Source organism: Nocardia sp. NPDC049220, from assembly GCF_040647855.1.
Classification (GTDB): Bacteria; Actinomycetota; Actinomycetes; order Mycobacteriales; family Mycobacteriaceae; genus Nocardia.
In genome coordinates this window covers 1-8725 of sequence record NZ_JBEZDA010000041.1, presented here as the reverse complement: position 1 = coordinate 8725, position 8725 = coordinate 1, and the positions used below count along the sequence as shown (strand labels likewise).

The 8725-nt window shown below is 69.5% G+C and carries 9 protein-coding genes; 4 read left to right on the top strand and 5 right to left on the bottom strand.

Features of this window, described 5'->3' with window-relative positions:
• Nucleotides 1–643 precede the first annotated feature (643 nt).
• A complete protein-coding gene (locus AB0C34_RS31310; protein WP_356114054.1) occupies nt 644–1000 on the bottom strand; it encodes a metalloregulator ArsR/SmtB family transcription factor in 357 nt (118 codons plus the stop codon).
• Between the two features lie 262 nt (nt 1001–1262).
• Here AB0C34_RS31310 and AB0C34_RS31305 point away from each other — a divergent pair, with 262 nt between their 5' ends.
• Nucleotides 1263–1529: a GlsB/YeaQ/YmgE family stress response membrane protein gene (locus tag AB0C34_RS31305; protein WP_351987573.1), complete on the top strand. Its 267-nt coding sequence runs from the start codon at nt 1263–1265 to the stop codon at nt 1527–1529.
• A gap of 476 nt (nt 1530–2005) precedes the next feature.
• On the opposite strand, the gene AB0C34_RS31300 is transcribed toward AB0C34_RS31305, so the two are convergent.
• On the bottom strand, nt 2006–2134 hold the full coding sequence (locus AB0C34_RS31300; RefSeq protein WP_356114052.1) for a hypothetical protein: 129 nt from the start codon (nt 2132–2134) through the stop codon (nt 2006–2008).
• A 111-nt stretch (nt 2135–2245) separates the two neighbouring features.
• On the opposite strand from AB0C34_RS31300, the gene AB0C34_RS31295 reads away from it, so the two are divergent.
• A complete protein-coding gene (locus AB0C34_RS31295; RefSeq protein WP_356114050.1) occupies nt 2246–2509 on the top strand; it encodes a GlsB/YeaQ/YmgE family stress response membrane protein in 264 nt (87 codons plus the stop codon).
• A gap of 356 nt (nt 2510–2865) precedes the next feature.
• Here the strand turns inward: AB0C34_RS31295 and AB0C34_RS31290 are convergent, their stop codons facing one another.
• Nucleotides 2866–3756 (bottom strand): aminoglycoside phosphotransferase family protein, encoded by an 891-nt coding sequence (locus tag AB0C34_RS31290; protein WP_357080999.1) that lies wholly within the window; start codon nt 3754–3756, stop codon nt 2866–2868.
• A gap of 500 nt (nt 3757–4256) precedes the next feature.
• Here AB0C34_RS31290 and AB0C34_RS31285 point away from each other — a divergent pair, with 500 nt between their 5' ends.
• A complete protein-coding gene (locus AB0C34_RS31285) occupies nt 4257–5900 on the top strand; it encodes a serine hydrolase (protein WP_356114047.1) in 1644 nt (547 codons plus the stop codon).
• A gap of 310 nt (nt 5901–6210) precedes the next feature.
• Here AB0C34_RS31285 and AB0C34_RS31280 read toward each other — a convergent pair whose 3' ends face one another.
• On the bottom strand, nt 6211–6378 hold the full coding sequence (locus tag AB0C34_RS31280) for a hypothetical protein (RefSeq protein WP_356114045.1): 168 nt from the start codon (nt 6376–6378) through the stop codon (nt 6211–6213).
• Nucleotides 6379–6453: 75 nt separating this feature from the next.
• Here AB0C34_RS31280 and AB0C34_RS31275 point away from each other — a divergent pair, with 75 nt between their 5' ends.
• Nucleotides 6454–7338, top strand: coding sequence for an MMPL family transporter (locus tag AB0C34_RS31275; RefSeq protein WP_356114043.1), 885 nt, complete (start codon nt 6454–6456; stop codon nt 7336–7338).
• A gap of 232 nt (nt 7339–7570) precedes the next feature.
• Here the strand turns inward: AB0C34_RS31275 and dhaK are convergent, their stop codons facing one another.
• The gene (gene dhaK, locus AB0C34_RS31270) at nt 7571–8575 is read right to left on the bottom strand and encodes a dihydroxyacetone kinase subunit DhaK (protein ID WP_356114107.1); all 1005 of its coding nucleotides are present in this window, start codon (nt 8573–8575) and stop codon (nt 7571–7573) included.
• Between the last annotated feature and the right edge of the window lie 150 nt (nt 8576–8725).

Genomic DNA, 8725 nt, shown 5'->3' with positions numbered 1-8725 from the left:
CCGGCCGCCGGGCCGGGGTGCTCCGCCGGCCTCGCCCTTCCGCTGCCCCGGCACGCGGCCGTTGCGGCTGCGCGTGGCCTGACCGCCCGGGCCGTCCCACCGGTCGCTCATCTACCACTCCCACGAAACGGTCGGGCCCCTCAGGCCGGGCCATGGGGTGGGCGGCCGGGCACGCGCGGCGGTCTACAGGCAGGCCAAGCAGGAACTTCGCCTAGGTTGCGTAGTTGCGCAATCTAACAAACCCCTGGCTCCACCAGCACGGACCCCGTCGGATTTCACAGGTGAGAGATCTCATGGAGGATCGCGGCAACCTCCTGGACCTCTCAGCCTTCGCCCACAGTCCTTCCCGCCTTCGCCGAGTTGGTCCGCGGCTTGTCCGGACAGGACCGGCCTGACTGGCGAGGGGCACGCCACGCGCGAAGACGAGCAGGTTGCCCGCGCCGCGCCCGTGTGGTGGCCGCGGGACGGCAGCTCGTCCTCGGCATACGGGGTGGAGCATGGTTGCCGACGGTTCGGCCACCAGGTGGTGCAGGCACACCAGGGCTCGGCGGGGCGCTCGGCGCGGGGTTGGGCCTGGGGTGACCGTCCGAGGTGGGGCATCGGACATGCCGCCCCTCACCCACCCTTGGCCACAGAAGGCGGACTAGGAGCTGCGTGGGGCGGTGGTGTGCGCGGCGGTCGGGCCGGTACGGGCGGTCAGCTGGCCGACCATGACGCGGACGACGGTCACGATGTCCGGGTCGTCGACGTAGTAGACCTGGCGGCGGCCCTCGCGGCGGGAACGCACGAGCCCGGCGAGTTTCAGTTTCGCCAGGTGCTGGCTGACCGCGGGCAGCGCGCCGCCGACCCGGTCGGCGAGGTGGGTGACGTCGCTCTCGCCCTGGGACAGCGCCCACATGATGTGCAGCCGGGCGGAGGAGGCCAGCAGTCCGAACGCGGCGGCCGCCTCGGTCAGTACCTCGACGGACGGATCCTCGAAGCCACCGGCGAGTGTCGCCACGGTCCCCTCCCGTCCCGCCCCGGTCACTGTCAACGCACGTGTGCTGTCTCAGTGTAAGGGGACGGGCCAGAGGGCACGAGAACGCCTCCACTTCATCGGTTGCGCAATGTAATAAGTGCGTGAAAGAACGTCGACGACTTGTCACCAGAGCCCGGCCGACCCCTTTCCACCCTGCCGCCAGTCCTTAAGCTTGCGCAATCAGGCAACTGAAGTGTCGGGCCCGGCGGTGTCCGCCCGGCCCGGACCGACTGGAGGACCACACGTGGGCATCATCGGCTGGATCATTCTGGGTCTGCTCGCCGGAGCCATCGCCAAGATCCTGCTGCCCGGCCGCGACCCGGGCGGCCTGATCGGCACCACCCTCATCGGGGTCGCGGGAGCGTTCGTCGGTGGCTGGCTCTCCGCGCGCTTCCTCGACCGGCCGGTGCAGAGCCACTTCTTCGACCTCTACACCTGGGGCGCGGCGATCGGCGGCTCGCTGGTCCTGTTGATCGGGTACCGCCTGCTGTTCGGCAACTCGCGGAACTGAGCCGGGAGTTCACAACCGATGCCCTGGTCGGCGGGTGTCCGGCCCGCCGACGCGCACCCGAAGGGCGGGCCGCCACCGCCCACGGGGCCCGCTCCTCACCGCTAGCCCCGGCTGCCCAACGCAGGTCCGAACGCCCGGCCGCGCAGCCCGTGGTGGGGACCGGGAGGAAGACGAGAGTCCACCCGCTCGCGGTCGGCGACACACTCAACTCCACGGCCTGGACGGCGAAGTACGGCCGGTACCCGATGTGGCCAGGAAAGCAGCCGCAGCGGCAGCCGACACGAGCAGCGCGAGTAACGCACCGGCGGGCCGCGCGGTGCCGGGGGCCAGGGAGATCTCGCGCGCCGAGGGCCCTCGTCATCGGCGGCGGCCGCTGTCTCCTCGGCCGCCGAGCGCACGGGAACGCCCTATCCAGGTCAGCCGGTACCCCCGGCTCAGGCGGCACTCTGCGTTCGCACGGGCTTCTTGCCCGGTCGTCAGACGCTGACGCCGAAATCGGAGGCGATGCCGGAAAGACCGGAGGTACAACCCCGGCCCGCCGCACGGAACTTGCTCACGCGCATGTAGGCGTTGCGCACCTCGGCGGGCCCGGAGGCGAGGTTCACCTCGGTGTGTCTGGAACCAAAGCCGTGGCCAAAGCCGTGGCCAAAGCCGTGGAGTGTGGCCCCCTTCGGCGGGCACCCGTACCTCACCAACTACGGATGGGGTGACACCGCATGGAGATCTCAGGCGTGATCAGCGCGATTGTCATCGGCATCGTGATCGGCGTCCTCGGCCGACTTGTGGTCCCGGGTCGTCAGCACATCGGTGTGCTGTGGACAATCCTGATCGGCATCGTCGCCGCCTTCATCGGCACCGGCATCGCGGCAGGCCTCGGTGTCGCCGACACCGACGGCGTCGACTGGGTCGAGTGGCTGATCCAGGTCGCCGTGGCCGCGCTCGGGGTGGCCGCGCTCAGCAAGGTGAAGGTGCGCCACTGACACCTCCGCGTCCGGAGGCCTTGCGCATCAACTCGACGTCGCCTGCCGGGGAGAGTCGGTCAGCTCGGCAGGCGACGCACACCGTCCGGGGCGGTTGCCCAGCCGGCCGAGACAGTCCGTCCACCGGTCGGGCCCGACCCCGGCCCTGAGCTGACGCTGGTTCACGGAGCAAGACCGCGAGGGGGACGTTGATGCCGTAGCCCAGTGTCCGCCGGGTGACGGAGGTGGGGCCCACGAGGGCTCGCGAGTCGGCGGACGACTTCCTCGTCCTTCGGCAAGTTGCGGGCCAGTCCCGTGCTGAAGTCGATGCGGGCGGCAAGCGACCGGCTCTGCCGGGGCCCAGGATCGGGGCGGCATCACTCCATCGACTCCAGAATGCGGTCGAGTGTCCGCCGCCCCATTCTGCTCATCGTCGGATTGCTCTCGACGTAGTACCAGACGACACCCACCGCCTGTTCGAACGCCCATGCCTTGCCCCGCTCCCACTCCGCATCGTCACAGCGCAGTGTCCGCCGGAGCACTTCCCGCGGGCCCGGCTGCAACAGGTGCCAGGCACTGACCAGGTCCAGCGCGGGGTCGGCCGGGCCGAAGCCGCCGGTGTCGAGCACGCCGCTGAGCCGGTCCCCCGCGACCAGTACATTGCCGGGGATCAGGTCTCCATGGCTCATCACGTCGGCACCCGTGCGCGGCAGTTCCCGAAAGTGACTCCACATCTGCCGCAGCCGGGGCACGTCGAGCAACCCCTCACTCTCCTCGAAACACTTCGCCATCCAGTCGTCGTGGCGAGTGAGGTCGCCCCCACGATTGTCTCCGCTGAACACCCGCCCCCGCGTCTCGGCGTCCCGCAGAGCCGCGATGAAGGCCGCGAGGTCCTCGGCAAAAGCGTCCGACCCACTCGGGTCGGCGTCAGAGGCGACCGTTCCCGGCAGCCATGTCTGGACCGACCACGGCATGGGGTAACCCGCTCCAGGCTTTCCCAGGGCGACCGGTTCCGGAACGGGGACCCGAGACACCCGTGCCAACTCCGCGCTCGCCCGGGCTTCCTGTTCCAGAACCGCCAGCACATCGGCGGCGTCGGCCAGACGCAGGGGGAAACGCGCAGAAAGGTCCTTCCCTATACGGAAGATGGCGTGGACCGTCCCGGTCGACGCCAGGGGTCGGATCTCCTCGCCACTCCACCGAGGGAACTGTTCTTCGATCAAGGTCGCCACGATTTCGGTGGTCACGTCCACCTGGTCATCGTGCATGGTCATTCTCTCAGGCCCTCCCACTGGTCCATATTCCGACAGCGGTCGGCCCACCACGGGGCCGAACTCGAACCGGGGGCACAGGACTTGTCACGAGGCAAACTCCACAGCGTCCCCCACCGCCTCTCGGCAACAAAGTATGAATGCACACCACCGGGGACGACCATCTGGGCATTCCTAGCCTGGGCAGCACCTCAAGCGCCCTCGTCCCCGCCCCCGGGCGGCAGCCGCAGGGTGTCTGTTCAGGCCGGGTCCGTGCTACTGGTCGAGACGACCCGTAAGACCTGCGCGAGGTGGCGTCAACGATGGGCCGGGCCCTGCCGGCGATCTTGTCGGACCGGGGCGGTGGATGCCGACAGTCGCCGTTGCGGGGGGGGGTACGACACCGTCCCGACTCCGTCCGGCCGAAGCCTTGGGTCTGAGCGTGCGAGCGTGCCGGTTTACGCCGGATCCCCCGAACGGCCCGCCAACGCGCGACAGGTGCCGGAGGACCGAATTCCATGGACGACATGTCCCGACTCGATTCCGCATGCCCACGCTCTCTTCGCTCCGCCGCTGCACTGGGCCTGGTAGCGGCGCTGGCCGTCGGCTGTACCGCGGCCGATGCCGACACGACCGCCGCCGGGCATGCGGCCGCCGCGACGTCGCCGCTGCCCACCGTCCCACCCGCCCAGCCACCGCGACAGCTCACCCGGGCCGAGGTCGAGAACGCGGTGAGCCGGCTGGACGACGTCGTACGAGACGCCATGCGCCGCACCGGTGTGCCCGGAATCGCCGTGGGCGTGGTGCACGACGACAAGGTGGTGTATCTGAAGGGGTTCGGTCTGCGGACGGCGGGCACGAAGGACCGGGTCGGACCGGACACCGTCTTCCAGCTCGCCTCGGTCTCCAAGCCCATTGCGTCCACCGTGGTCGCGGCGGCCGTGGGCGAGAAGACCGTCGGCTGGGACGACCCGGTCGTCGACCACGGCTCCGGCTTCGCCCTCAAGGACCCGTGGGTCACCCGCCACGTCACGATCGCCGACCTGTTCTCGCATCGCAGCGGACTGCCCGACCACGCCGGAGACCTCCTGGAGGACCTCGGCTACGACCGCTCGTACATCCTGGACCACCTCCGCTACGAACCGCTGGCTCCCTTCCGTGCCCACTACGCGTACACCAACTTCGGGCTGACCGAAGCCGCCGTCGCCACCGCGCGCGCGGCCGGGACCAGCTGGGAGAAGCTGTCCACCGACAAGCTGTACCGGCCGCTCGGCATGGACTCCACCAGCTCCTCCTTCGCCGACTACGAGAAGGCGGACAACAAGGCCGTCCTTCACGTGAAGACCGGGGGAACCTGGCAGGCCGAGCATGTGCGCAACCCGGACGCCCAGAGCCCGGCGGGCGGGGTCAGCTCCACGGCCCGGGACATGACGAAGTGGCTGCGCCTGCAACTGGCCAACGGCACCTTCGAGGGGCGGAAAGTCGTCGACGCCGCCGCACTGGAGGAGACCCACGTGCCGCACATGGTCTCCGAGCCGCCGCACTCGCCCGCGGGAAGGACCGGGTTCTACGGGCTGGGCTGGAACGTGAGCTACGACGACCAGGGCAGGCTGAAGCTCGGCCACTCCGGCGGCTTCGCGCTGGGGGCGGCCACCAACGTGGCGTTGTTGCCCTCGGAGAAGCTCGGCATCGTCGTCCTGACCAACGGCGAGCCCATCGGCGTTGCCGAGGCGATCTCCGCCACGTTCCTCGACACCGCGCAGACGGGCGGGCCGACCGTCGACTGGCTGAAGTTCCTCGGGCCGCTCTTCCAGCAAACCCTGCATGGGGAACACTCGAAGGTCGACTTCAGCAAGCCTCCGGCCTCGCCCGCACCCGCCAAGGCAGACAGCGCCTACACCGGAACGTACGCCAATGAGTACTACGGCGCGATGACCGTCAGCGCCAAGGGCGGCCAACTCACCATGCAACTTGGGCCCAAGAAGCAACGGTTCCCCTTGCACCACTACGACGGTGACACCTTCAGCTACAGCACCACCGGCGAAATGTCCGTCGGCCTGTCCGGGGTGACCTTTACCGTCGGGTCCGGCGGACGCGCCGACAAGGTCCGGGTCGAGAACCTCGACACGACCGGCCTCGGCACCTTCAAGAGGAACGACTAGCAGCCCCGCGCCTGCCTGTCGAAACGGTCCGCAAACCTATCTTGACCAGGCCGTATCGACCCGGTGTCCGCGTCACGGAGCCCGAGCCTGGGCTCCACCCCGACCATCTCCCTTCCACGAACAGGACATCCACATCGCGTGGACACGTTGGGCCGTGTCGCCGGGGTGTCGAAGCGTTCGGATGTGACCAGCTGCTCGACAGCAGGGTCAACGCCGTCAGCTCCGGGAACGCGCGACATTCGACCAGCGGCCGATCCGACCGGCCAGTGCAGGAATACGCCGGCATGCCCACAGGTCAGGTGGTCATGAATCAGGCGCGTGCGACATTGCCGAGCGAGGCGCGCAGGTCGTCCTCGCCGGTGAGCAACGGAGGCAGAGGGGTCGCGTCGGCCGGGTTGAGTGAGTCGAAGAGCAGGGCGATGAAGCGGGCGCGCAGTGAGGGTGTGGTGCCGGGGAGTGCGAGGCCGGCGACGGCCATGACGAGGAAGTCCTGCTGATCGCCGTCGGTTCCACGACGAACGGACAGTCCCTCACCCCCGCAACCCTTGCCGCGGTGACCTCGGACCTGCGAAGCGTCAAGGGCGCCACAGTCTCCCTGGCCGGGATGAACAAGACCGGCACCACCGCCATCCTCAGCCTGATTCCCGGCAGTGGTCCGAACGATGACGCCACCAAGGATCTCGCCACCGCCCTACGGGACAAGAGCGCGCAGATCCGTGCGACCCACGGCGCCGACATCGGCATCGCCGGTTTCACCACCCTGGCGATCGATGTCTCCGACCGGCTCGCCGACGTCCTACCCCTCTACGTGGCCACCGTCCTCGGGCTGTCCCTCATCGTCCTGCTCCTGGTCTTCCGCTCCTTCATGGTCCCGGTGACGGCCACCATCGGCTTCCTGCTGAGCATCGCCGCCACTTTCGGCCTCACCACGGCCGTCTTCCAGTGGGGCTGGCTGCAGAGCCTGATCGGACTCGACGCCACCGCACCGGTCGTGAGCCTGCTGCCCATCATCATCACCGGCGTCCTGTACGGACTCGCCATGGACTACCAGATGTTCCTGGTGACCTCCATCCGCGAAGCACACGTCCACGGCGCCACCGCCGTCAACGCCACCATCACCGGCTTCGCGCGTGCCGGCTCCGTCGTCCTGGCGGCGGCAACCATCATGGTGTCCGTCTTCGCCGGCTTCGTCTTCAACGCTCAGCCCATGATCAAACAGGCCGGCTTCGCACTGGCCGTAGGCATCCTCATCGACGCCTTCGTCATCCGTATGACCTTCATCCCGGCCACCATGGCACTCGCCCGGGAGAAAGCCTGGTGGATCCCCGCCCGGCTGAACCGCCTGCTGCCCGACCTCGACGTCGAAGGCGACAAGCTCGCGCAGAAGATCCCGCTGCCCCACCCCACCCCAGCCCACCAGGCAGCGACCATCAGCTGACCGGCGGCACCGTCCTCCCACACCGTCATGAGGTCATCAGGTCATCCGAAAGGGACAAGGCGGTCCCAGACCGACCGCCTTGTCCCTTTCGGATCGGAGAACGCCCAGACGTCCGCCCGCTGGCCGACTGTGACGATCAAGGACAGCGGACGGCAGCGGCCGTCGGCGCTCAGATGGAGTTCGATGGTGAACCCGCCGCGTGAGCGGGGTCGCTTCCACCGCCACCACGGGCTCAGCGGCCCCAGCGCAGCGCGGCCGTCTGCACGGGTGCGTCCCACAGCCGCAGCATCTCCTCGTCGGCCCGGCAGAGTGTCACCGAGCAGCCCGCCATGTCCAGCGACGTGACGTAGTTGCCCACGAGCGCCCGCGCCACCGGCACGCCCCGGGCCTCCAGCAGCCGGACCACCTCGGCGTGGAACCCGTACAGCTCCAGCAGCGGCGTCGCTCCCATCCCGTTGACCAGGGCCAGTACCGGCCCGTCGGCCGGAGGCACCTCCCCCAGCTCCTCGAGTACGGCGCCCACCGCGACCTCCGCGATCTCTCGGGCCGGCATCACCGCGCGCCGCTCTCGGCCCGGCTCGCCGTGGATCCCGACCCCGAGCTCCATCTCCCCGTCCGGCAGGTCGAAGGTCGGGCCTCCTTTCGCGGGAGTGCTGCAGGCGCTGAGCGCCACGCCGAAGCTGCGCGAGAACTCGTTGACACGCCGGGCGATCGCGGCCACCTGCTCCAGCGGTGCGCCCTCCTCGGCGGCCGCCCCGGCGATCTTCTCCACGAACAGGGTCGCCCCGGTGCCCCGCCGCCCGGCCGTGTACAGGCTGTCGGTGACGGCGACGTCGTCGTTGACCAGGACCTGCTCGACCCGGACGCCGTCATCCTCGGCGAGCTCGGCGGCCATCTGGAAGTTCAGCACGTCCCCGGTGTAGTTCTTGACGACGAACAGCACGCCCTGCCCGGCCTCGACGGCGCTCGCCGCGCGCAGCATCTGGTCCGGGACGGGCGAGGTGAACACCTCCCCGGGACACGCGGCCGACAGCATCCCGTACCCGACGAACCCGGCGTGCAGCGGCTCGTGCCCGGAACCGCCGCCGGACACCAGCCCGACCCGCCCGCCCTCCCGAGCGTCTCGCCGTACGACCACCCCCCGATCCACGTCCACGTCCAGCTCCGGGTGGGCGGCAGCCAGCCCCCGCAGGGCATCGGCGACCACGGTCTGCGGACTGTTGATCAGCATCTTCATGGGACCTCCCGGGTGGAACCGGCGGCCGAACCTCTGCCCCGTGTCCTCACGGAGTTCAGGCACGGCCGGTGGCAGGCGGGCGCAAGCGCGATCGCACCCCCCACAAACAGTGTGCCCTCACGCCCTGGACAACCCCGATGCGTGCACGCG